The sequence below is a fragment of the Cellulosimicrobium sp. ES-005 genome, from assembly GCF_040448685.1.
In the GTDB taxonomy this organism is placed as follows: domain Bacteria; phylum Actinomycetota; class Actinomycetes; order Actinomycetales; family Cellulomonadaceae; genus Cellulosimicrobium; species Cellulosimicrobium cellulans_G.
Genome location: NZ_CP159290.1, coordinates 2823751 through 2846425, shown reverse-complemented (window position 1 = coordinate 2846425; position 22675 = coordinate 2823751). Strand labels below are relative to the sequence as shown.

Here is a 22675-nt window from a genome sequence, read left to right as displayed (position 1 = left end):
AGCGGCGCCGGAGTCCTGGGCCCGTGTCGTGGCCCGCGGACGGGTCGGCTCCCGGGTCTACTGGCGGACCAGCGGTGCCATGCCCGCCGAGCGCTCGACGGCGCCGTCGAGCCCGCAGGCCTCGAGCCAGTTCGCGAGCAGGCGGTGGCCGCCCTCGGTGAGCACGGACTCCGGGTGGAACTGGACGCCGTGCAGGGGCAGGTCGCGGTGCTGCAGGCCCATGATGACGCCGCCGGCGGTCGAGGCGGTCACCTCGAGCTCGGCGGGCACCGTGTCGCTCACGACGGCGAGCGAGTGGTAGCGCGTCGCGGTGAACGGGTCGGGGAGCCCGGCGAGGACGCCCTCGCCCTCGTGCTCGACGAGGCTCGTCTTGCCGTGCATGAGCTCGGGGGCGTGCGTGACCGTCGCGCCGTACACCTCGGCGAGCGCCTGGTGGCCGAGGCACACGCCGAGCATCGGCGTGCGCGAGGTCGCGCACGCACGGATGACCTGCTCGCTCTGGCCGGCCTCCTTGGGCGTCCCGGGCCCGGGCGAGACGAGGACGCCGTCGAAGACGGTCCCGTCGGCGTCGTGGAACCGGCCCTCGGCGTCGGGCTCGGGCACGGCGTCGTTGCGCACGACGACGGTCTGGGCGCCGAGCTGGTCGAGGTAGCCCACGATCGTGTAGACGAACGAGTCGTAGTTGTCCACGACGAGGATGCGGGTCGGGTGGGTCATCGCGGGGCCTCCACGGACGCTGCGCCGGCGGCGTCGGTCTGGATGTTGGGGTCGTTGAACGGCATGTACTCGGACACGATCGGGAACAGCCACTCGAAGCACGCGAGCACGACGGCGGCCGCGAGGACGAGCAGGATCAGCACCCGGACCCACGCGGGCCCGGGCAGCACGCGCCACAGCGCCCCGTACATCACGCGCTCCCTTCAGCGGCAGGAGCCGTCTGGCCGACCAGGTCCGGCGGCGTGCCGTCCTCGACCGGCATCCAGTAGTCCAGCTTCGCGTTGACGATGAACCGTGCCACGAGCGAGTTCAGCCCGATCGGGTGGCACGTCGTCAGGGTGAGGTACCGCTCCGTCGGCTCGACGCCGGGCTGCCACGGGACGGGCGCCACGGCCTCCACCTGGTCAGGCTTGACCGCCTGCAGGTGGTCCACCCGGTACACGTACCAGATCCCACCGGCCTCCACGACGATCGGGTCGCCGACCTGCAGCTCCTCCACGTCGTGGAAGATCTTGCCGTACGTCTGCCGGTGGCCCGCGAGGGAGAAGTTCCCGACGTCGCCCGGCATGACCGTCTCCGCGTAGTGGCCCGCCTGGCCCTGGTCGAGGATCGTCCGCTTGTCCGTCCCCTCCGCGATCGGCATCATCTTCCCGTCCCACCGCGGCACGTACAGCGTGCCCCACACCTCGCCCAGCGCCAGCGCCTCCATGACCGGAGGCTCGTCCCGCCGGACGGTCGTCGCGACGTCGCCCGCGTCCGGCGTGGGCGCACCCATCTCCTCCAACACCTGCGCCTGCACCCGGTCCGCCTGCACGTCCGTCCACCACAGCTGCCACACCACGTACAGCCCCAGCAGGATGCCGAGCGTGATGAGCAGCTCCCCGACGACGCCGACGACCGTGGACACGGGGCCGCGCCCCGAGGCACGGCGGCCCGCGTGCCGCACCGGCGTGGGCGCCGTGGCCGTCACGACGCCACCGCGTCGGACGGGCGCGCGTAGCGGAGCTCGAGCGCGCCCTCGTAGCCGGGGAGCTCGAGGTCGGACGTGTCCTCGACCGACCAGCCCAGGTTCACCGCGTCGACGTACTCCTGGTACACCTGGACGCCCGGCGAGCGCTCCAGGGCGTCGCGCAGCGCGTCCGGGTCGCCCACGGCCTCCACGACGTAGGGCGGCGAGTATACGCGTCCGTGCAGCAGGAGGATGTTGCCCGCGCACCGGAACGCCGACGTCGCGGTCACCCGCTGCCCCTGGAGCGTCATCGCCTCCGCACCGCCGGCCCACAAGGCGTTGACGACGGACTGGATGTCCTGCTGGTGCACGACGAGGTCGTCCGGACGGATCTGCGGCGGGTAGTTGCCCTCGGGCGGGGCGTCGTCGAGCGTGACGGTCAGGCCCGTGCCGCTGACCGGCGTCGTGCCCGCCGCGACGGCGGTGCGCGACGCGAGGTCGGGGTCGACGCCGGCCGGCGCGTCGCCGGTCTGCGACAGTCCCGCGATCTCCTCCGTGAGCGCGTCGACCTGGGCCGAGAGGTCCGCCACGCGGTCCGACTCGCGGTCGACGAGCTGGGCGAGGTTCTCGGGGTGACGCGAGTCCTCGCCTCGGGCGAGGCGCGCGTTGGCGGTGAACATGACGCCGGCGAGCGCGAGGACGAGGGCGACCGTCACGGCGGACCGGACCCGGCGCGAGCGCGGGGGCGCGGCGGGCTCGTCCGGCGTCGCGGAGGCGGGGTCGGTGCCGCTCACGGACCGTCTCCTTCCTGGGCGGACGAGGGCGTCGACCGTCTCTCCGACGTGTCTCGGCCGCGCGTCTGTCGTGTCGTCGTCGCCGCGACCGGGCCGTTGCCCGCGCGCGGTGTCCCTGCCTATTGTGTGCGCCCACTACGCTAGTCGACGAACGTCGTCCACGATCGTGACGGACCCGTGCTCTCACGGAGCCCCGCGGCGCGTCGACGACCTTCGCCCGAGCCATGCACGGTTCCTGCACGACGACGGCAGGCGTCCGCTCCCGCGGTGCGTCCCGACGCCGCCGCAGCGGACCCCACCAGGACAGGAGCCCACCCTCGTGCCCGAGTCGAAGTCGCGCAAGAAGCCCAAGCCGCAGCGCCCGCCGAGCGTGCCCAAGCCCGAGTCGGGCAACCCGCGCTGGCTCGTGCCCACGATGCTCGGGCTGATGCTCCTCGGGCTGGCGTGGATCGTGCTGTTCTACCTCAGCGGGCCCAAGCAGCTCCCGATCCCGCCGCTGGGCGCCTGGAACCTCGGCGTCGGCTTCGCGTTCATCATCGCGGGCTTCGCGCTCACCACGCGCTGGAAGTAGCCGTCCCGACGACGTCGGCCGTCCGGGCCGCGGGCGGTTTCCTGCGCCCCGGACGGCGACCGGCTCCCCCGGAGAGCACGACGACACCGGTGTAGTTCCACACCTGTGAGTAACCCTGGGGATAACTCTCCCGGGCCGCTCGACGGGGTCACCCGACGAGGTGGCCGAACTGGTCCGCCGAGGCGTACGTCAGCCATGCCGCGGCGACGAGCGCCACGGCGACGACCGCCGTCGCGCCCATGGACACCAGGGTGCGGCGCTCCTTCGGCGCGTACGCGTACGCGGCCCCGAGGACGAGGCCGACCACGAGCCCACCGAGGTGCGCCTGCCACGCGATGCCGGTGAAGAACAGCCCGATCGCGAAGTTGATGCCGATGAGCACGACGATCTGCATCGCGTTCCGGCCCGTCCTGCGCAGCACGAGCAGGATCGCGCCGAAGAGCCCGAACACCGCTCCCGAAGCACCGAAGACCCAGACGTACCACGCCTGCTCGGCCGGCCCGCCGGCGAGCAAGAGGTATCCGACGGACCCGCCGACTGCCGCGAGCATGTAGAGCGCGACGAAGCGCCAGCGGCCAAGCATCTGCTCGAGGAATGGTCCCGTCACCCACAGGGCGTACATGTTGAAGAGGATGTGGACTGGGCTCGTCGAGTGGATGAACGCCGACGAGAGGAACCGGTAGGGCTCGATCTCTGCGAAGTCGGCACGAAAAGCGAGAAGCGCCGTCCAGGTCCCGTCCGTGACGAACTGGAGGATCCAGCTCACCACGCACAGGCCGATGATCGTGAACGTCACGACCGGCGGGCCGCCGCGGACCTTGCCTCCGAGCGCGGTGCGCTGCGTCGGCGCCTGCCGGGCGGCGTCGCGCACGCAGTCGACGCACTGCACGCCGACGGCGGCCGGGCGCTGGCACTCGGGGCACGCGGGGCGCCCGCACCGCTGGCAGCGCACGTACGACACCCGGTCCGGGTGCCGCGGGCACACGGGCGGGACGGCAGGACCGTCGTGCGGTCCTGCCGTCCCGTACGTCGGCGGGCCGGGCGGCCCGGGAGGTGTCGTCGAGATGGTCAGTCCTCGATCGTGACGGACGTGATGACGATGTCCTCCTGCGGGCGGTCGCCCGGGCGGGTCGGCGTCGCGTTGATCGCGTCGACGACCGCCCGGGACGCGTCGTCCGCGACCTCGCCGAAGATCGTGTGCTTGCCGTTGAGCCACGGCGTCGGCACCGTCGAGATGAAGAACTGGGACCCGTTGGTGCCCTCGGCCTCGCCCGTGACCGGGTTGCGGCGCAGTCCCGCGTTCGCCATCGCCAGGAGGTAGGGGCGGTCGAACTGCAGCTCGGGGTGGATCTCGTCGTTGAACGTGTAGCCCGGACCGCCCGTGCCGGTGCCCAGCGGGCAGCCGCCCTGGATCATGAAGTCCTGGATCACGCGGTGGAAGATCAGGCCGTCGTAGAAGGGCTCGGTGCGCTCTGCGCCGGTGCGGGGGTCGGACCACGTCGTGGTGCCCTGCGCGAGCCCGACGAAGTTCGCCACCGTCTTCGGGGCGTGGTTCGGCAGGAGCTCGATCCGGATGTCACCTGCGGTCGTGTGGAGGGTTGCGAACATGGGCACCATCCTCCCACGAGACCCGCGCGCGACCCGTCCGACGCGATGTCTCGCGGGGCGGGCACGGTGGTGGCAGAGTGGTCGGAAACGCCCATCGCATCCACACTTTCGTCCCGTCGGACGACGACCCCGGGGAGCACGCATGACCCGTTCTCGCTCAGCGAGCGACTCCGTCAAGGACACGCTCGAGTCGATCGACACCGAGAAGCTCAAGGACCAGGCCGCGCAGGCCGCCGCGACCGCGCAGAGCGCGGCGAGCCAGCTCGCCGACCAGGCCAAGGACGCCGCGGTGCAGGCCAAGGAGTGGGGGACGCCCAAGGTGGAGGCGTTCCTCGAGTGGCTCCAGCCGCGCGTCGAGAAGGCGTGGCAGGACAGCATCCAGGCCGCCGCACCGCGCGTCGAGAAGGCGGCGGGCAAGGCCGCGCCCGCCATCGACACCGCGCACGACAAGCTCGTCGACGAGGTGCTGCCCAAGATCGTCGCCAGCTTCAACGCCGCCGCCGCCAGCGCCGCCGACTCCGCCCAGCGCGCGGCCGACAACGCGGCCGAGGCGACCGCCGCCGCGTCCGCGGCCACGGCAGCGGCGACCGGCAAGAAGGCCCGCAAGCTCGCCAAGGAGGCGCAGAAGGCCGCCGCGGAGGCGGCGAAGCAGGCGCAGAAGACCGCGGGCAAGGCGGGCAAGAAGGCCGCGAAGCACGCCGACAAGGCCGCCGAGAAGGCCGCGGCGAAGCTCGCGGCCGCAGCCGACAAGGCCGCGGCGAAGGCCGCCGAGGCCGACGCGTCGAAGGGCAAGGGCCGCACCCTCTGGTGGATCGCCGGCGGCGTCACGGCCGCGGGCGTCGGCTACGTCCTCTACCGTCGCGCACAGCCCACGACCGACCCCTGGGCCGAGCCGTGGGAGCAGGAGGAGCAGCAGGTCCACTTCGACGACGTGGTCGGCGACGCCCGGCACGCCGTCGGGGACGCCGCCGAGTCGCTGGGCGAGGCCGCGGGCGTCGCCGTCGCGAAGGGCCGCGAGGCGACCGACAAGCTCGCCGAGCGCGCCGCCGAGGTGCGCGACGACGTCAGCGACCGCGTCAGCGACGCCGTCTCGGACGCCAAGGACGCGGCCAAGAAGGCCACCAGCCGCGCCCGCAGCACGACCCGCAGCGCGGCCTCGTCCGCCAAGGACGCCGCCGCGGACGCGAAGGACGACCTGGGCGACGCCGCCAAGAAGGCCCGCGAGGCGGCCGAGGACGTCGCGGAGGACGCGGCCAAGAAGGCCGACGACGTCTGACCCCGCCAGAGCGGCACGCTGGACACGCACGCACGACGCCGGGCCCACCGCGAGGTGGGCCCGGCGTCGTCTCGGGACGATGGGGCTCCCGGTCACCGAGTGGCGTGTCCTACGGCGCCCTCGAGGCCGTCGCACGATGCTCGCCCCAGTGCTTGCCGAGCCAGTCGACCTGCTGTTCTCGAAGGTCGAGCTGCAACGGCCTGCCATCGAGGCACGCGTACTGCGGGAACGCCGCGAGCTCGCTGTCGACGTCGATCCTCAGGGTGGTGGGATCGACGGCGAGCATCCCGTCGTCGAACAGCCTGTGGATATCACGGCGAAGCATGAGCCCACCGTGCGCGTGGTGCTCGCCGAGCCGCGCATAGCTGTAGAGGTGTCCCGCGTCGAGGACTCGTTCCGGCGCACCGCCGGTGAACGCGCAGGTGCTTCCCTGGCTCGACAGGAGATGCGCCCGGAACTGACGTTGCCCGCGTCTGACGCGCACGAGCGAACGGCGAAACCCACCCGAGAGCTCCAGCGTCACACCCGCGCCGTCGTTCCACACGGCATCCGGGAGTCGCCCCTGCACGCGGCTCAGGGCACGGTCGGCGTCCTTGCGGGCGAGCGCGTCGCGGAACGCGTCCCAGTCCAACGGACGCATCGCGTTGATGTCCACGGCATTCGTCTGGACCGCGCGGACCTCGTGCTCGTCCAGGACTCCCTCGAGCGAGGTCCACGCAGCGTCGTACCGGGCCGTGTAGAGCTCGACCTCGGCGACGTCGGCTCTCGCAGCCTCGAACGCTGCACCGCACTTCATGCACCGATAGCGCGGCGTAGCCCTCTTGCGGAGGGAGATTCGCGTCGTCCCGCACTCCGGGCACCTGTTGAGCACCTTCTGGCCCGGTGAGGTGTCGATCTGCTCGATGACCGAGATGCCGAGGAGGCGCACCTTGTCCCACAGGGCGATCGGGTCGCCCACCCGAAGGTTCTTGTGGTTGGGCACGTTGCTGTCCCAGGAGTAGTACGCGTCGTACTGATCGTCGTAGCCCGAATGACCACCGTGGCCGCGGTTCTCTCCCGCGGCCATGAGCAACCATGCGCGCCGCCGGCCGAGCTTCTCCACGTCGAGAGCTTGCCACGACGCCATCGAGGAGCACGCCGCACGCGCCGGAGCCGCGCACTCGCGAAGAGAGGTGTCAGACGAAGACGACCAGCATCGAAGTTCTCGATGCTGGTCGACGGAGTGGAGCCAGGGGGACTCGAACCCCCAACCCCCTGCTTGCAAAGCAGGTGCGCTACCAATTGCGCCATGGCCCCGGGTGACGCGGCCAGGGGCCGGTCAGGAGTGAGACGTGCTCACTCGAAGGTGTCGGTGACCTCTGCCCAGAGGTCACGCTCGGCGTTGTCCTCCGTGTACTTGCGCCACAGGAGATATCCGGCGCCGGCGGCGAGGAGCAGGACGAGAAGCTTCTTCATGACGTTCCCCCTCGAGTGGGTTCGGCAGTGGGCCTAAGAGGACTTGAACCTCTGACCTCTTCCTTATCAGGGAAGCGCTCTAACCGTCTGAGCTATAGGCCCGTACGCGCCTCGCCGGACAGCCCCGGGGGGCCGCTCCGCTCGCAGGCAGCGATTGAGGTTACCCCACCGGGAGCCGCAGACCCAAACCGAGGGCCCGTGGCCCCCGGTCCGGGAGCCGTCCTCGGTCAGTCGTCGGTGAGCGTGAGGTGCACGCCGCCCACCAGGGCGGCGACGATGTTGTACAGGAACGCCATGATCGTCGACAGCGCGGTGATGATCACCACGTTCACCACGCCGAGCAGCGTGGCGATGGAGATCACACGCCCGAACGCGACGTACTGCTGGATGTCCACGTCCGTCTCGGTCCCGACGATCTGCGTGAACAGCTCCTCGATCTTGAAGAAGACCTGCATGCCGTCGAGGACGTACCAGACCACGGCCGTCGCGACGACGGTCATGATGCCGATCGCGACGGCGAGCAGGAAGCCGAGCTTCATCGCGGACCAGGGGTCGATGCGCGAGACCGCGAGCCGGACGCGGCGCGGGCCGCCGTCGTGCCGCACCGTGGGCGTCGCGCCCGTCGCCGGGCCGACGGCGGGCGTCGCACCGGTGAGGGGGGTCGCCGAGCCGGAGACGCCCGCGGCCGAGTAGTGCATCGCCGCCGGCGCCGGGGTGTTGATGGACGCCGCTGGGGCGCTCGGCGCTGCCGCGCTGGTCGTGGGCACGCGCCTCACCGTCTCGTCGTCGATCTCGTCGTGGCCGGGCTGGGGGTCGGTCTCCGCGGGAGCGGCCGGGACCGCCGCCGAGACCTTCTTGGCCGCGCTCTTCGCCGCGGCGATGGCCGCGGCGGCAGCCTTCACGGCGCCGGCGCGGGCGACCGCGACGCGACTCTCGCCGGACGCGCGCTCCATGCCGTCGTCGTCGACCCCGCGCTCCGGGGCGGCCTGGCTCGGGGCCCGGCCCGCGGACTGGCCCGGCGGCGGGGGCGGGGGAGGCGGCGGGACGGCGCCCGACGCCGCACCGTTCGACGCGCCGTTCGACTCCCCGTGCTTGCTCGGCGCGGGCGCACCCCCAGCGCGCGAGGCCGGGTCCGTGTCGGGACGCGGCACGGTCAGCCGGGGCGTGATCGTCGGCGGTGCGTTGTTCTCGCTGCTCATCTGGTTTCCTCGGTGGTTCCGGGGGCCGGCTCGGTCCCGCTCGCCCCGTCGGACGAGGCGGTCGGGTCGGTGGTCGGTGCGCTGCTCGTGTCGGTGCCGCCCGGGGCCGTGCCGGTCCCGTCCTCGCCCTCCACGGTATCCCGATCCTCTCCGAGGCGACGCTCGACGTTCCGCGCGACCGCGATGATGCGGTCGCCCTTGTCGGGCTTCGCGAACGTCACCCCCTGCGTGTTGCGGCCCGTGAGGTTCACCTCGTCGACCGCGGACCGCACGATCTTCCCGCGTTCCATGATCACCAGCACCTCGTCGTCGGCCTCTGTCACCAGAGCCCCCACGAGATCTCCACGAGCCTCCACCAGGTTCGCGACCTTGATGCCCAGACCGCCGCGACCCTGGACCCGGTACTCGTCGATCCGCGTGCGCTTCGCGAACCCGCCCTCGGTCACGACGAAGAGGTCGGAACCCTCCTCGACGACGTCGGCCGAGAGGAGCTCGTCGCCCTCGCGGAACTTCATGCCCGTCACGCCCGACGTCGCGCGGCCCAGCGGTCGCATCGTGTCGTCGCCCGCCGGGAACCGGATCGACTGGCCCTTGCGCGAGACGAGGATGAGGTCGTCGTCGGCGTCCACGAGGAGCGCCGCGACGAGCTCGTCGGGCGTGCCCGACTCGTCCTCGCGGAGGTTGATCGCGATGAGCCCGCCCGAGCGCGGCGAGTCGTACTCCGACAGCCGCGTCTTCTTGACCAGACCGCGCCGCGTGGCGAGCACCAGGTACTCCGCGGCGCCGTAGTCGCGCAGGTCGAGGACCTGGGCGATCTTCTCGCCGGGCTGGAACGCGAGGAGGTTCGCCACGTGCTGGCCCTTGGCGTCGCGGCCGCCCTCGGGCAGCTCGTACGCCTTGGCGCGGTAGACCCGCCCCAGGTTCGTGAAGAACAGCAGCCAGTGGTGCGTCGTCGTCACGAAGAAGTGGTCGACGATGTCGTCCTCGCGCAGCTGCGCGCCGCGCACGCCCTTGCCGCCGCGCTTCTGCGCGCGGTAGCTGTCGCTGCGCGTGCGCTTCACGTAGCCGCCGCGGGTGATCGTGACGACCATCTCCTCCTCGGCGATGAGGTCCTCGATCGAGACCTCGCCGTCGAACGGGAGGATCGTCGTCCGACGCTCGTCCCCGTACTTGGCGACGATCTCGCCCAGCTCGTCGCCGACGATCGACCGCTGGCGCTCCGGCTTGGCGAGGATGTCCTCGTAGTCGAGGATCTTGCGCTCGAGCTCGTCGTGGTCGTCGATGATGCGCTGCCGCTCGAGCGCCGCCAGACGGCGGAGCTGGAGGTTGAGGATCGCCGTCGCCTGGATCTCGTCCACGCCCAGCAGCCCCATGAGGCCCGCGCGGGCCTCGTCGGCGTCGGGGGAGCGGCGGATGAGCGCGATGACCTCGTCGAGCAGGTCCAGCGCCTTGAGGTAGCCGCGCAGGATGTGGATGCTGCGCTCGGCCTCGGCGAGCAGGTACCGGGTGCGCCGCACGACGACGTCGAGCTGGTGCGTCGTCCAGTGCCGGACGAACGCGTCGAGGCTCAGGGTGCGCGGGACGCCGTCGACGAGCGCGAGCATGTTCGCGCCGAACGTGTCCTGGAGCTGCGTGTGCTTGTACAGGTTGTTGAGCACGACCTTCGCCACCGCGTCGCGCTTGAGCACGATCACGAGGCGCTGGCCCGTGCGGCCCGACGTCTCGTCGCGGATGTCGGCGATGCCCTGGACGCGGCCGTCCTTGACGAGGTCGGCGATCTTCGCGGCGAGGTTGTCCGGGTTCACCTGGTAGGGGAGCTCGGTGACGACCAGGCACACGCGGCCCTGGATCTCCTCGACGTTGACCACCGCGCGCATCGTGATCGACCCGCGGCCGGTCCGGTACGCCTCCTCGATGCCCTTGTGGCCGAGGATCGTCGCGCCGGTCGGGAAGTCCGGACCCTTGATGCGCAGCAGGAGCGCCGCGAGGAGCTCCTCGCGGCTCGCCTCGGGGTGGTCCAGGTGCCACTGGACGCCCTCGGCGACCTCGCGCAGGTTGTGCGGCGGGATGTTCGTCGCCATGCCGACCGCGATGCCCGCCGAGCCGTTGACCAGCAGGTTCGGGAACCGCGACGGCAGGACCGCCGGCTCCTGGGTGCGGCCGTCGTAGTTGTCCTGGAAGTCGACGGTGTCCTTGTCGATGTCCCGGACCATCTCCATGGCGATCGGGGCCATGCGGCACTCGGTGTACCGCGGGGCGGCCGCCGGGTCGTTGCCGGGCGAGCCGAAGTTCCCCTGGCCCGCGACCAGCGGGTAGCGCAGCGACCAGTCCTGCACCAGGCGCACGAGCGCGTCGTAGATCGCGCTGTCGCCGTGCGGGTGGAACTTGCCCATGACGTCGCCGACGACGCGCGAGCACTTCGAGTACGACCGGTCCGGGCGGTAGCCGCCGTCGTACATCGCGTACAGCACGCGGCGGTGCACCGGCTTGAGGCCGTCCCGGACGTCGGGCAGCGCGCGCCCGACGATGACGCTCATCGCGTAGTCGAGGTACGACCGCTGCATCTCGAGCTGGAGGTCGACCTGCTCGATGCGCCCGTGGTGCACCGCGACCGCCGTGCCGTCCGCGTGCACGACCGCCTCGTCCCCGTCGCCGGGGGCGGTGGGCTCGGTCTCGGGGTTCTGCTCGTCGGTCACGGTCTACCTCGCTCGTTCGTCTCTGCGTGCTCGCTGCGCTCGGTGGCTGGCTCTGTGTCTGCCGCGGACGACGCCGGGGCGCGTCCGAGGGCCGGTCGCCCGCGGGGCGCGGGCACCGGCTGCTCAGATGTCAAGGAACCGCACGTCCTTCGCGTTGCGCTGGATGAAGCTGCGGCGGGACTCGACGTCCTCGCCCATGAGGACGGAGAAGATCTCGTCCGCGGCCGCGGCGTCGTCCAGGGTGACCTGGTTGAGCGTGCGGTGCTCGGGGTCCATGGTCGTGTCCCACAGCTCCGAGTAGTCCATCTCGCCCAGACCCTTGTAGCGCTGGATCCCGTTCTCCTTGGGGATCCGCTTGCCCGCGGCCTGCCCGGACGCGAGGAACGCGTCGCGCTCCTTGTCCGAGTAGACGTAGTCGTGCGGGGCGTTCGACCACTTGAGCCGGTACAGCGGCGGCTGCGCGAGGTACACGTGCCCGTTCTCGATGAGGGGGCGCATGTACCGGAAGAGCAGCGTGAGCAGGAGCGTCGCGATGTGCTGGCCGTCGACGTCGGCGTCGGCCATGAGCACGATCTTGTGGTAGCGGAGCTTGGTGAGGTCGAAGTCCTCGCCGATGCCCGTGCCGAACGCGGTGATGATCGACTGGACCTCCTGGTTGGACAGGGCCCGGTCGAGGCGCGCGCGCTCGACGTTGAGGATCTTGCCGCGGATCGGGAGGATCGCCTGCGTCCGCGGGTTGCGACCGCGGACGGCGGAACCACCGGCGGAGTCGCCCTCGACGATGAAGATCTCGCACTCCTCGGCGCGGTTCGACTGGCAGTCGCGCAGCTTGCCGGGCATGCCGCCCGACTCCAGCAGGCCCTTGCGCCGGGTCGCCTCGCGCGCCTTGCGGGCGGCGAGCCGCGCCTGCGACGCCTGGATCGCCTTGCGGATGACGTCGCGCCCCTCGTTCGGGTGCGAGTCGAACCAGTCCGTGAGCTGCTCGTGGACGACGCGCTGGACGAACGTCTTCGCCTCGGTGTTGCCGAGCTTCGTCTTGGTCTGGCCCTCGAACTGGGGCTCGCCGAGCTTGACGGAGACGACGGCGGTCAGGCCCTCGCGGATGTCGTCGCCCGTGAGGTTGTCGTCCTTCTCCTTGAGGATGCCCTTGTCGCGCGCGTACCGGTTGACCAGCGAGGTCATCGCCGCGCGGAAGCCCTCCTCGTGCGTGCCGCCCTCCGTCGTGGAGATCGTGTTCGCGTACGTGTGGACGGACTCGGAGTACGAGCTGGTCCACTGCATCGCGATCTCCACGGAGATGCGCTTCTCGGTGTCCTCCGACTCGAAGTCGATGACGTCGGGGTGGACGAGCTCGACCTTCTTCGCCGCGTTGAGGTGGGTGACGTAGTCCACGAGGCCGCCGTCGTACTTGTACGAGACGGTGCGAGCCGGCGTGGACGCGCCCGGGGTCGCGTCGTCCGCCTCGGAGACGCCGTCCGCGTCGGCCGCGCCGTCGCCGCCGGTGACCTCGTCACCCGTGTCGAGGTGGGCGGGACGCTCGTCCGTCAGCGTGATCCGCAGGCCCTTGTTGAGGAAGGCCATCTGCTGGAAGCGGGCCCGCAGGGTCTCGAAGTCGTACTCGGTCGTCTCGAAGATCTCCGGGTCGGCCCAGAACGTCTGCGTGGTGCCTGTCTCGTCCGACGGCTCGAGCCGCTCGACGGGCGTCACCGGGTTGCCGCCCTCGGTGAACTCCTGGCGCCACGAGTACCCGTCGCGACGGACCTCGGACACCATGCGCGTCGAGAGCGCGTTGACGACGGACATGCCGACGCCGTGCAGACCGCCGGAGACGGCGTACCCGCCGCCACCGAACTTGCCGCCCGCGTGGAGGATCGTCATGACGACCTCGAGCGTCGGCTTGCCCTCGGTCGGGTGGATCGCGACGGGGATGCCGCGGCCGTTGTCGACGACGCGGACGCCGCCGTCGGCCAGGAGCGTCACGTCGATCGTGTCCGCGTGCCCGGCGAGGGCCTCGTCCACAGAGTTATCCACAATCTCGTACACAAGGTGGTGGAGGCCCCGCTCGCCGGTCGAGCCGATGTACATGCCCGGACGCTTGCGGACCGCCTCGAGGCCCTCGAGGACGGTGATGTTGCTCGCGTCGTAGCCGCCGTCCGCCGAGGGTGCCGCCTCCGCGGACGCCGTCGGGTCGGAGATGGCGGTGTCGGTGTGGTCTGCCACGGGCAGGACTGCTCCTCGTCGTCGTGCACGCTGCGCCCGCGTTCGTGCGGAAGCGGTCGCCGCTGCTCAAGGGTTCCGGGCCCGTACCACGGTCGACGTCGGCTCCTCCGCCACGGGGGACGACCGGCCGTGGACGGCCGGCCGCACCTCCTCGGAAGGGCTGCGCGCGCGGGTGGTGAACAGACCCGGAATGACCTCCCCAGTCTACCCGCCACGAGCCGAATTCCGCGGATTGTGGCCCTCCTGGGGACGGCTGAACCGGCATTCCCGACGTGATCCGCGCGTCGCCGTCGAGACTCCTCCACACAGTTGTCCACAGCCTTTGTCCACCGGTGGGAGCGATGCCTCCGCACGGCCGCCGGAGCCCCGGAGGAACGCTCCCACGACCCGGGCGTGGGAACGCTCCCTTCGGGACAAGTCGGGAATCGGCATTTCGCGCTGAAAGTGGTCTAATACCACACACCATCATGATTCGCGCGTCGTCCGCGCAGGAGTGATCCGCGTGCGGGCGGCCTCACTCCGAAGGGACCCTCACCTCGTGAAGAGACTCCTCGCGAGCGCTGCGGCGACAGCGCTCGCGCTCGGTGGCCTGCTCGTGGCCACCGCTGCCCCCGCCTCCGCCCACACGCCGCAGATCTCGGCGTCGTGCTCCACGCTCTCGGTCAAGCTCACGCAGTACCCCGCCAAGAGCAACGACGTCACCGTCACGGTCGACGGCAAGATCCTCGAGAAGGCGCAGTTCACCGGCCGGTTCGAGAAGTCGTACCCGCTCGACGGGACGACGAGCCACACGTGGAGCGTGGCCGTCGACGCGCCGGACGGCAAGGACGGGACCCAGTACGACGTCACGAAGTCCGGCACGACCGAGGCCTGCGACGTCCCCGACGACGACTCCGTCCAAGTCGCGGTGTACGTGTACCCCAAGCTCCGCGCGGACCAGCCCGCGGCCTGGGAGAACTCCGGGCTGCAGCGGATCGTCACGAGCGCCGAGATCGATCGGCCGGCGAACCCCAGGGACAAGGCCGGCTGGCTCGTCCAGCCCCTCACGCTGGAGACCGTGCTGCAGGCCGTTCCCCAGGTGGAGCTCGACGAGCTCTGCACCGCCTGGGGCGTCCAGCAGGACCTGGTCGACCTTCCGGGTGGCCTGGAGGACGTGCCTCGCGAGGTCCAGTACTCGAAGGACGGGAAGCACCTCAACCCGTTCCCCGAGGGCACGCTCATCGAATGGGACCACGCGGAGCTCGTGGACCTGCTCCCCGCCGGATCGTGCGACGACCGCCCCACGCCCGGCCCCACGCCGGGGAAGACCGCGACCCCGACGGTCCCGGACGCGCTCACCACGTGCGAGGCCGAGCTCACGGAGGACAACCTGCCGTCCGACTCCGCAGAGATCGTCTACAGCCCGACCGCTGACGGCGTGCTCGCCGAGCTGACGGACGACAACCTCACCTTCTCTCCGGATACCGCGCAGCTCGGCTACGTCGTGGCACCGGACGGGCGCTCCGCAGTCTTCCCGCTCGAGAAGCTGCAGCCCGGCGACGAGGCGTGCGCGCTCGTGCCGGGCACGATCGAGGCGGTCTGCCAGGGCGACGTCCCGTACCTCGGCTACGAGGTCGCGCTGCCCGCCGGGGTCACCGTCGACGACGAGAACCCGCTCACGATCACGTTCCTGCACCCCAGCGGCGGCGAGAGCTACGTCATGACGGACCAGCCGCTGAGCGGCACGATCCTGTGGCCGGGCGCCTCCGCCGAGGAGCCCCGGCAGTGGCCCGGTTTCGTGCGCAACGATGACGGGTCGTACACCGAGACCGAGGGCAACTACGCGTGGACACGTGACGGCGTGGAGGTCCTCTTCGAGGTGAACCCGTCCTACTCGAAGGTCGTCTCCTACCCGCCGACGACGAGCGCCTGCGCCAACCCGCCGGTCGCCCCGGTGGCGGTCGAGAACGTCGCCGGCCCCGCCGAGCCGGCCGGCCCCGCGCTCGCCACGACGGGCGCGACCGTCGCCGGTGCCGCGGCGTTCGCCGCCCTGCTCGTCGGCGGCGGTGCCCTGGTGTTCTGGCTGCGTCGCCGCGTGCAGTCCTGACGCCGACGCGGTGACCTGACCCGGTCACCCCCGCGAGGCCCGCCGTGCCCCCGGTCACGGCGGGCCTCGTCGTCTCCGGCGACCCACGCCCGGACGCGGCCCGCAGGACGGCGTGAGGACGCGCCGTCGGGCACTCAGCCCCAGGTGTCGCGCGGGCCCGGCCCGCGGACGGACTTCTTCCCCCGCCGGAAGCTCGGGCCCGCGGGCCCGAGGACCGTGACCGTCTCCACGACGCCCTCGCCGACCTCGTGCGCGAGCCGCTCGAGGAGCTGTGGTGCGAGCAGGCGTACCTGCGTCGCCCAGGCCGTCGAGTCCGCCCGGACGACGAGCACCTTGTCCTCGAAGGTCTCGGGCTCGCAGTGGTCCGCGACCTGGTCCCCGACCACCTCGCGCCACCGCCCGACGACGCCCCCCACCGACACGTCGGCGACCCAGTCGCGCTCGCGCAGCAGGCGCGCGACGACGTCGCCCAGGAGCTGCGGGTCGCGACCACCCGGTCGAGCGCCCGACGTCGGCGGGTCGGCCAGGATCCGACGCCGTGGCTCCTGGCCGGGCCGCAGGCCCTTGGCCCGGGCCGCCGCCTTCGCCCGGTTGAGCGCCTGCCGCGCCACCTCCGCAGGCGGCGTGAGCTCCACGATGTCCCCCACGGGCAGGCCCGTGGCGCGAGGCTCCGCGCCGTCCCGGTCCTCCACGGCGTCCGACGGCTCGGCGCCCGGCGTCGCGTCACGGTTCGGCACGGCTCACCGTCCCGTCCTGCACGACGAACCGCGCTCCGTCCAGGAGGGCGGGCACGTCGTCGGGCACCGCCGCGGTGATGATGACCTGGCCCGCGTCCGCGACGAGCTCGGCCAGCCGTTCGCGGCGCCGGACGTCGAGCTCGGCGAACACGTCGTCGAGCACGAGGACCGGCTCGCCGTCGGGACCCCACTGGTCCGCCCACAGGAGGGAGTCCAGTCCCGCCGGCGCCCCGTCCCGGAGGAGCCGGTACGACGCGAGACGCAGCGCGAGGGCGAACGACCAGGACTCGCCGTGGCTCGCGTAGCCCTTCGCGGGAAGCCCGCCGAGGGTGAGGACGACGTCGTCCCGGTGAGGTCCCACGAGGTTCACCCCGCGCTCGATCTCCTTCGCCCGCACCGCCCGCATGGCATCCAGCATGCGCTTCTCGAGCGTCGGTGCGTCGGGGAGCCCCGACGGCGGTCCGTCGCCGTCCCGGTCCGGCTCGCCCGGGGCGGGCGTGCCGCCGACGGCCCCGTCCGGGTCGAGCGCCTCGTCGACCGAGGACCGGTAGGCGATCCGTGCCTCGCCTTGCCCGGCGCTGACCTGCTCGTACGCCTCCGCGACGTACGGCGTCAGGGCCGCGACGAGCTGGAGGCGCAGCGCCGTGATCTCGGCACCGAGGCTCGCGAGCCGCGCGTCCCAGACCTCGAGCGTCGCGAGGGGGGAGGGCGCGCCCTCGGGCGCGTCGTCGTCGGGCGGTGGCTCCGCGGCCAGGGGACGGCGCGCCCCGCGGCCGCGCCCCCGGAGCGCGGTCGCGGACTTGAGGAGCGCCCCGCGCTGGCGCAGCACGCGCTCGTAGTCCGCGAGGAGCGCGGCGACCCGCGGCACCAGGAGCACGGCGAGCTGGTCGAGGAACCGGCGACGACCGTCCGGGTCGCCCTTGACGAGCGCGAGGTCCTCGGGCGCGAAGAGGACGGTCCGCACGATGCCGAGGACGTCGCGCGGCCGCTTCGCGGGCGACCGGTTGATCCGCGCCCGGTTCGCCCGGCCGGAGGCGATCTCCAGCTCGACGGTGCTCGCCCGGTCGCCCCGGACGACCCGCGTCCGGACGACGGCGCGCGTGGCCCCCGCGCGCACGAGCGCCGCGTCCCCGGCGACCCGATGGCTCGCGAGCGTCGCCACGTACCCGATCGCCTCGACGAGGTTCGTCTTGCCCTGACCGTTCTGCCCGACGAGGGCGTTCACGCCCGGGGCGAGCTCGACGTCGACGGACTCGTAGGAGCGGAAGTCGACGAGGGACAGGTGGGAGACGTACATCGCGAGGACGTGCCGGGGACGGCCGACCGGTCAGGCCGGGTCGGCGGCCTTCACGGCGTGCCCGCCGAACTGCTGGCGCAGCGCGGCGACGGCCTTGAGGGCCGGGGACTGCTCCTGGCGCGAGGCGAAGCGCGCGAACAGCGCCGCCGAGATCACGGGCAGCGGAACGGCGTTGTCGATGGCCTCGTCGACCGTCCAGCGGCCCTCGCCCGAGTCGTCGACCCAGTCGTCGATCGCGGCGAGCTGCGGGTCCTCCTCGAGCGCCTTCACGAAGAGGTCGAGGAGCCAGGACCGCACGACCGTGCCGCGCGTCCAGGCCTTCATCGTGCCGTGCACGTCCTTGACCAGCCCGCTCTTCGCGGCGAGGAGCTCGTAGCCCTCCGCGTAGGCCTGCATGAGGCCGTACTCGATGCCGTTGTGGACCATCTTCGCGAAGTGCCCGGCGCCGACCTCGCCCGCGTGGACGAAGCCCTCCTCGCGCGGCCCCTCCGGGCGCAGGGCGTCGAACACCGGCATGGCGGCCTCGACGTGCGTGCGGTCGCCGCCCACCATGAGGCCGTAGCCGTTCTCGAGCCCCCAGACCCCGCCGGAGACGCCGACGTCGAGGTAGCCGACGCCCTTCTCGCTCAGCTCGGCGGCACGCGCCTGGTCCTCGGCGTAGTACGAGTTGCCGCCCTCGATGACGAAGTCGCCCGCGCCGAGCAGGCCGCCCAGCTCGGTCACGACGCTCCGGGTCGGCTCGCCCGCCGGGACCATGACCCACACGATCCGCGGGCCGTCGTCGGGCAGGGCCGCGACGAGCTCGGCGAGGGTCGCGACGTCCGACACCTCGGGCCGCGGGTCGTAGCCCACCACCTCGATGCCGGCGGCGCGGATGCGCGCCCGCATGTTGTTGCCCATCTTGCCGAGGCCGACGAGTCCGATGCGCGTGACCATGCGAGTCCTCCGGGGTGCGGTGATGCGGTCGGGGCGGTGGTGCGAGAGCGGTCCTCGCGGGTCAGCCCGCGAAGCGGATCGGCACGAGCAGGTAGCGGTAGTGCGACGAGTCCTCGCCGTCGAGCGAGTCCTGCCCGGTGAACTCCACGGGCTTGTTCGGGTGCGTGAAGCTCAGGCGCACGAAGTCCGTGCCGAGGGCTCCGAGACCGTCGAGGAGGAACTGCGGGTTGAACGCCACCGAGATGTCCTCGCCCACGAGCACCGCCTCCAGCGCCTCGGACGCCTGCGCGTCGTCGCCCTGACCGGCGTCGAGCACGACCTGCCCGTCCGTGAACGACAGCCGGATCGGCGTGTTGCGCTCGGCGACGAGCGACACGCGCTTGGCCGCGTCGATGAGCGGGGCCGTCGGGACGACCGCGTGGATCGGGGTCTCGTCGGGGAACAGCCGGCGGACCGCCGGGTAGTCCCCGTCGACGAGCTGCGACGTGGTGTGGCGGCCTCCGGCCTCGAAGCCGATGAGGTCGACCCCGGCGCCCGTGTTCAGGCCGACGTTCACGAGACCCGAGCTGCCGAGAGACTTCGCCACGTCGTTGAGCGTGCGGGCGCGGACGAGGGCGACCGCCGAGTAGCTGGGGGTGACCGGGGTCCACGTGAGCTCGCGGAGCGCCAGGCGGTAGCGGTCCGTGGCGAGGAGCGTGATCTTCTCGCCCTCGATCTCCACCCGGACGCCGGTGAGCAGGGGGAGCGTGTCGTCGCGGCTCGCCGCCACCGTGACCTGCGCGACGGCGTTCGTCAGCTCGTCGCCGGAGACCGTGCCGGAGAGCTCGGGCATGGCGGGCAGCGCCGGGTACTCGTCCACAGGCATGGTGAGGAGCGTGAAGCGGCTCGCGCCGCACGTCACCGTGACCTTGTTGCCCTCGAGGACGACGTCGACCGGCTTCGCGGGGAGCGCGCGGGAGATCTCGGCGAGCAGACGGCCGGACACGAGCACCGTGCCGGGCTCGCTCACCTCGGCGGGGATCTCCGAGCGGGCCGAGACCTCGTAGTCGAAGCTCGACAGGCCGATCGTCCCGGACGCGTCCGCCTCGAGCCGCACGCCGGCGAGCACCGGGGCCGGTGGGCGGGTCGGCAGGGTCCGCGCCGTCCAGGTCACCGCGTCGGCCAGGACATCACGCTCAACCCGGAACTTCATCCCACACCCTCTCGTCCCAACGTCCTGATCGGACTCGATCTTCACATGTGCCGTCCGGCCCCGCCTCGGCGCCCGGACCGTCGTCGGGCCGGGCGCGTCCTGGCCGCTCGCGGGAAGGCCCGTGGGCGGTGGACGCGAGGAGCTCGGGTCGCAGGTCCGCGCACACGTGTCGTGCATGAACCCTACGCGAGGAGCCGGTCGGGAGGAACTGGAACGACGGGCCTGTGGATGGCCTCGTGCGCCGATCGCGTCGTGGCGTCGACTCGTGCGCGCCGTGCGTCCCGACGCTCGTCGACGGCTGTCGGGTGGTGGGTGCGGCATCGTGGTCGGGTCGGTGGTCGGGCGGAGGCGAGGGTCGGCCGCCGGAGCCTGATGAAGGCGTGTGGAATTTCCCCCTAGATCACACCTTCGTCGTCGTCATAGGGGTTGTGGAATGCGTGGAAAACGGGTGTCGTCGCAGGTCAAGCGGCAGAAACGCGTGTGGACGAACCCGTGGCCTCGCTGTGGGAAAGTCGCACGGCCTGTGGGCGGACGATCTGTCCCCACACGCCGTCCACCGATCGGTGCCTCGTCGTCCACACCGTAGGGCCCGTCGTCCACAGTTATCCACAGAAGCGTGCACAGCGGAGTGGTCCGGGTGTCGTCCACAGTCTGTGCACGACGTGCCGTTTCCACAGCAGTACCGGGGAAAACGCACGATACTGCGCCGATCGTGGGGCGCCGCTGCGCCGTGTGGTTGATCGAAGATCGCCAGATCACGCGGATGTCACAACGCACAGGTGGCCTGTGGATGACTGTGGACAACTCGACCCACACGCTGTGTACGAAGGCGTGCGGAGGGCATCGCGGGCCTCGTGGTGTCGTTCGGGAGAGCTGTATCCACAGGATGATGCACCCCGGTGGGCATCTCTGTGGATCTGTGGGGTCTCTCGGGACGGCGACGAGCGGGCGTCCCGGAGCGCGGTAGACCACGGCCCGGACCACGGGATGCGCGGCCGGGCCCGACATCGCGTCTCAGCCTCGGTGCTGCTGCTTGATCCTGCTCGTCAGCTCGGTGACCTGGTTGTAGGTGGACCGTCGCTCGGCCATCTGCTCGGTGATCTTGCGGTTCGCGTGCATGACCGTCGTGTGGTCGCGGCCGCCGAACTGCTGCCCGATCTTCGGCAGGGACAGGTCGGTCAGCTCGCGGCACAGGTACATGGCGATCTGCCGTGCCGTGACCAGGACGCGCGAGCGCGAGCTCCCGCAGAGGTCGTCGATCGTCAGGCCGAAGTACGCGGCCGTCTGCGCGATGATCGCGGCAGGGGTGATCTCGGCGCTGTCCTCGTCGGTGATGAGGTCCTTGAGGACGATCTCGGCGAGCGGGAGGTCCACCTGCTGCCGGTTCAGGTTCGCGAAGGCGGTCACGCGGATCAGCGCGCCCTCGAGCTCGCGGATGTTCGTCGAGATGCGAGACCCGATGTAGGAGAGCACGTCGTCCGGGGCGGCGAGCCGCTCGCTCGACGCCTTCTTCCGCAGGATCGCGATGCGGGTCTCGAGGTCCGGCGGCTGGACGTCGGTGATGAGACCCCACTCGAACCGGGAACGGAGCCGGTCCTCGAACCCGTTGAGCTGCTTGGGCGGGAGGTCGGACGTGATGACGACCTGCTTGTTGGCGTTGTGCAGGGCGTTGAAGGTGTGGAAGAACTCCTCCATCGTCTGTTCCTTGCCCTGCAGGAACTGGATGTCGTCGATGAGCAGCACGTCGACGTCCCGGTAGCGGCGCTGGAACGCGCCGGCCTTGCCCTCGCCGATGGAGTTGATGAAGTCGTTGGTGAACTCCTCCGAGTTCACGTAGCGCACGCGGACGTTGGGGTACAGGTTGTGCGCGTAGTGGCCGATCGCGTGCAGCAGGTGCGTCTTGCCGAGACCCGAGTCTCCGTAGATGAACAGCGGGTTGTAGGCCTTGGCGGGTGCCTCCGCCACCGCGACGGCCGCGGCGTGCGCGAACCGGTTCGACGACCCGATGACGAACGTCTCGAAGACGTACTTGGGGTTGAGCCTGCTCGGCTCGGCCTGCGGTCGGGGCGGGGGAGGGGGCGGGAGGTCGGGCAGACCGTCGTCCGGCTCGATGTACGGCCGCTCGACGGCGGGGCGGGACGCGGGAGCGACGACCGGGTCCGAGCTGAGCTCCGGGTCCACCGTGATCCCGAAGCGGACGTCGCGGCCGAGGCACGACGACATCGCCGTCACGAGCTCGTCGCGCACGCGGGTCTCGAGATAGGTGCGGGTCTGCTCGTGCGGCACCGCGATGAAGACCGTGTCGTCCAGGATCGCGAGAGGCTTGGCGAGGCGGATGAAGGCGATCTGCCGTGGCGTGATGTCCGGGCTCGCCTCGAGGATGCTCAGGGTCTGCACCCAGACGTCGGCGATGTTCTCGTCCGGGTTGGCCACGGGCAGTTCCTCACAGGTCGAGGGTGTGCGTCGGCGCGCGGAGCCGACCGTCGAGCGCGCGCTGACGGGCCGGGCGGGGTGCGCCGACGAAGGAAGGTCACGGGTGTGGTGATGCTGAGGTCGATCGTGCCATGGGAACCCCTCGTCCACATAGTTGTCCACAGGCTGTGGGTTGTAGGGTGAGCCTGCTCTCAGCGCCCGGAGGATGCCGTGGCGACCGCGACGGTGCGGCACCCCGCGCCGCGAGGTATGTCACGTCTCCTGGTTTGACCCGGTGGGGTCGCGCAGCGTAACGTCAGACAGCCGTTCCAGGTGTTCTTGGCGCGCCCGCGTGGAGGAGACTCGACACGAGGCCTCGCGTCGTGAGCTGACTGCACGGATCCGGTGCCCCCAGCAATGGCCCACTCGATCTGCGTGCCTGGACGGCGTGCGTGCGGGAGACCGCGCGATGCACCACCTGAACCACCGACAGGCTCCAACCGGGACCTGTCACTGCATCGTCGAGGACA

At 71.5% G+C, this 22675-nt stretch carries 19 protein-coding genes and 2 tRNA genes; 3 read left to right on the top strand and 18 right to left on the bottom strand.

Annotation, left to right across the window (positions count from 1 at the left end):
- Nucleotides 1–57: 57 nt before the first annotated feature.
- From ABRQ22_RS12495 to ABRQ22_RS12480, 4 genes are read right to left on the bottom strand one after another with little or no spacing between them, the layout of a single operon-like run.
- Nucleotides 58–717, bottom strand: a complete 660-nt coding sequence (locus ABRQ22_RS12495; protein WP_253051603.1) for an aminodeoxychorismate/anthranilate synthase component II — start codon at nt 715–717, stop codon at nt 58–60.
- A complete protein-coding gene (locus ABRQ22_RS12490) occupies nt 714–908 on the bottom strand; it encodes a hypothetical protein (protein ID WP_353706957.1) in 195 nt (64 codons plus the stop codon). Before ABRQ22_RS12490 ends, ABRQ22_RS12495 begins: the two co-directional genes overlap by 4 nt.
- Nucleotides 908–1687: a class E sortase gene (locus ABRQ22_RS12485; RefSeq protein WP_353706956.1), complete on the bottom strand. Its 780-nt coding sequence runs from the start codon at nt 1685–1687 to the stop codon at nt 908–910. The genes ABRQ22_RS12490 and ABRQ22_RS12485 overlap by 1 nt, the downstream gene beginning before the upstream one ends.
- Nucleotides 1684–2460, bottom strand: coding sequence for a DUF881 domain-containing protein (locus ABRQ22_RS12480; protein WP_253051600.1), 777 nt, complete (start codon nt 2458–2460; stop codon nt 1684–1686). Before ABRQ22_RS12480 ends, ABRQ22_RS12485 begins: the two co-directional genes overlap by 4 nt.
- Nucleotides 2461–2779: 319 nt before the next feature.
- Between ABRQ22_RS12480 and ABRQ22_RS12475 the strand changes: the two genes are divergently transcribed.
- Complete coding sequence (locus ABRQ22_RS12475; RefSeq protein ID WP_087470436.1) at nt 2780–3031, top strand: cell division protein CrgA; 252 nt, start codon at nt 2780–2782, stop codon at nt 3029–3031.
- 148 nt (nt 3032–3179) lie between these two features.
- On the opposite strand, the gene ABRQ22_RS12470 is transcribed toward ABRQ22_RS12475, so the two are convergent.
- Both ABRQ22_RS12470 and ABRQ22_RS12465 read right to left on the bottom strand, forming a co-directional pair.
- Nucleotides 3180–3992 (bottom strand): rhomboid family intramembrane serine protease, encoded by an 813-nt coding sequence (locus tag ABRQ22_RS12470; protein ID WP_353706955.1) that lies wholly within the window; start codon nt 3990–3992, stop codon nt 3180–3182.
- A gap of 107 nt (nt 3993–4099) precedes the next feature.
- Nucleotides 4100–4639, bottom strand: coding sequence for a peptidylprolyl isomerase (locus ABRQ22_RS12465; RefSeq protein WP_253051598.1), 540 nt, complete (start codon nt 4637–4639; stop codon nt 4100–4102).
- Nucleotides 4640–4781: 142 nt separating this feature from the next.
- Between ABRQ22_RS12465 and ABRQ22_RS12460 the strand changes: the two genes are divergently transcribed.
- Nucleotides 4782–5915, top strand: a complete 1134-nt coding sequence (locus tag ABRQ22_RS12460) for a hypothetical protein (protein ID WP_353706954.1) — start codon at nt 4782–4784, stop codon at nt 5913–5915.
- 109 nt (nt 5916–6024) lie between these two features.
- On the opposite strand, the gene ABRQ22_RS12455 is transcribed toward ABRQ22_RS12460, so the two are convergent.
- From ABRQ22_RS12455 to gyrB, 7 genes are all read right to left on the bottom strand, one after another.
- Nucleotides 6025–7017 (bottom strand): HNH endonuclease, encoded by a 993-nt coding sequence (locus ABRQ22_RS12455; RefSeq protein WP_353706953.1) that lies wholly within the window; start codon nt 7015–7017, stop codon nt 6025–6027.
- A 121-nt stretch (nt 7018–7138) separates the two neighbouring features.
- Nucleotides 7139–7211 (bottom strand) — tRNA-Ala (locus ABRQ22_RS12450).
- A 39-nt stretch (nt 7212–7250) separates the two neighbouring features.
- Nucleotides 7251–7370, bottom strand: a complete 120-nt coding sequence (locus ABRQ22_RS12445) for a DLW-39 family protein (RefSeq protein WP_208863433.1) — start codon at nt 7368–7370, stop codon at nt 7251–7253.
- 28 nt (nt 7371–7398) lie between these two features.
- Nucleotides 7399–7472 (bottom strand) — tRNA-Ile (locus ABRQ22_RS12440).
- A 125-nt stretch (nt 7473–7597) separates the two neighbouring features.
- Nucleotides 7598–8569 carry a DUF3566 domain-containing protein gene (locus ABRQ22_RS12435; protein WP_353706952.1) on the bottom strand — a complete coding sequence of 324 codons (972 nt, stop codon included), beginning with the start codon at nt 8567–8569 and terminating at the stop codon, nt 7598–7600.
- On the bottom strand, nt 8566–11202 hold the full coding sequence (gyrA, locus tag ABRQ22_RS12430) for a DNA gyrase subunit A (RefSeq protein WP_353709550.1): 2637 nt from the start codon (nt 11200–11202) through the stop codon (nt 8566–8568). Before gyrA ends, ABRQ22_RS12435 begins: the two co-directional genes overlap by 4 nt.
- A 186-nt stretch (nt 11203–11388) precedes the next feature.
- Entirely contained in the window at nt 11389–13461 is a 2073-nt protein-coding gene (gene gyrB, locus ABRQ22_RS12425) for a DNA topoisomerase (ATP-hydrolyzing) subunit B (RefSeq protein ID WP_253052478.1), read from the bottom strand.
- 562 nt (nt 13462–14023) lie between these two features.
- On the opposite strand from gyrB, the gene ABRQ22_RS12420 reads away from it, so the two are divergent.
- Nucleotides 14024–15571 carry a hypothetical protein gene (locus ABRQ22_RS12420; protein WP_253051594.1) on the top strand — a complete coding sequence of 516 codons (1548 nt, stop codon included), beginning with the start codon at nt 14024–14026 and terminating at the stop codon, nt 15569–15571.
- A 134-nt stretch (nt 15572–15705) separates the two neighbouring features.
- On the opposite strand, the gene ABRQ22_RS12415 is transcribed toward ABRQ22_RS12420, so the two are convergent.
- From ABRQ22_RS12415 to dnaA, 5 genes are all read right to left on the bottom strand, one after another.
- On the bottom strand, nt 15706–16308 hold the full coding sequence (locus ABRQ22_RS12415) for a DciA family protein (protein WP_353706951.1): 603 nt from the start codon (nt 16306–16308) through the stop codon (nt 15706–15708).
- Nucleotides 16295–17605 (bottom strand): DNA replication/repair protein RecF, encoded by a 1311-nt coding sequence (gene recF, locus ABRQ22_RS12410; protein ID WP_353706950.1) that lies wholly within the window; start codon nt 17603–17605, stop codon nt 16295–16297. The genes ABRQ22_RS12415 and recF overlap by 14 nt, the downstream gene beginning before the upstream one ends.
- Nucleotides 17606–17635: 30 nt before the next feature.
- On the bottom strand, nt 17636–18541 hold the full coding sequence (gene gnd, locus ABRQ22_RS12405; protein ID WP_253051591.1) for a phosphogluconate dehydrogenase (NAD(+)-dependent, decarboxylating): 906 nt from the start codon (nt 18539–18541) through the stop codon (nt 17636–17638).
- Nucleotides 18542–18602: 61 nt separating this feature from the next.
- Nucleotides 18603–19733 carry a DNA polymerase III subunit beta gene (gene dnaN, locus ABRQ22_RS12400; RefSeq protein WP_141389782.1) on the bottom strand — a complete coding sequence of 377 codons (1131 nt, stop codon included), beginning with the start codon at nt 19731–19733 and terminating at the stop codon, nt 18603–18605.
- Nucleotides 19734–20747: 1014 nt separating this feature from the next.
- Nucleotides 20748–22166: a chromosomal replication initiator protein DnaA gene (dnaA, locus tag ABRQ22_RS12395; protein WP_253051590.1), complete on the bottom strand. Its 1419-nt coding sequence runs from the start codon at nt 22164–22166 to the stop codon at nt 20748–20750.
- Nucleotides 22167–22675: the final 509 nt, after the last annotated feature.